Raw genomic sequence first — 673 nt, 5'->3', positions numbered from 1 at the left:
GCCTCGGCTCTCTGGACCCGGACGGCACGGTGCTGGTGACCGGTGGGACGGGGACGCTGGGGGGTGTGGTGGCGCGGCATCTGGTGGTGGTGCACGGGGTGCGGCGTGTGTTGCTGGTCAGTCGTCGGGGCCGGGAGGCGGCGGGGGCTGCGGAGTTGGTGGCGGAGTTGGGCCGGTTGGGGGCGGAGGTGGAGGTGGCCGCCTGTGATGTCGCCGACCGGGCGGCGGTGGCCGGGCTGCTGGATGAGTTGCCGGCCGGGCGTTCGTTGTCGGCGGTGGTGCATACCGCCGGGGTGCTGGCGGATGCGACGGTGGAGTCGTTGACGGCGGGGCAGGTGGAGGAGGTGCTGCGGCCGAAGGTGGATGCGGCGTGGCATCTGCATGAGTTGACGCGGGGGATGGGTCTGTCGGCGTTCGTGTTGTTCTCGTCGGTGGCGGGGACGTTGGGGACGGCGGGGCAGGCGAATTATGCGGCGGCGAACGCGTTTTTGGACGCGCTGGCGGTGCACCGCCGGGCGCAGGGGTTGCCGGCGGTGTCGTTGGCGTGGGGGTTGTGGGGGCAGAGCAGTGGGATGACCGGTGAGTTGTCGGAGGTGGACCGGGCGCGGATGCGGCGGGCGGGGATCGCGCCGCTGGCCACCGGTGAGGCCCTCGCCGCCCTCGACGCCGCACT

At 73.0% G+C, this 673-nt stretch carries 1 protein-coding gene; it reads left to right on the top strand.

What is annotated here, in order from left to right; all coding sequences use genetic code 11:
- Positions 1 to 673 (top strand): beta-ketoacyl reductase (locus CUT83_RS15115; protein ID WP_143688565.1); only part of this gene is annotated, 673 nt, incomplete at both ends.

It is taken from the genome of Streptomyces barkulensis, assembly GCF_002843305.1.
In the GTDB taxonomy this organism is placed as follows: Bacteria; Actinomycetota; Actinomycetes; order Streptomycetales; family Streptomycetaceae; genus Streptomyces; species Streptomyces barkulensis.
The sequence above is the reverse complement of the archived record's forward strand: the minus strand, read 5'-3'. Positions and strand labels throughout refer to the sequence as shown.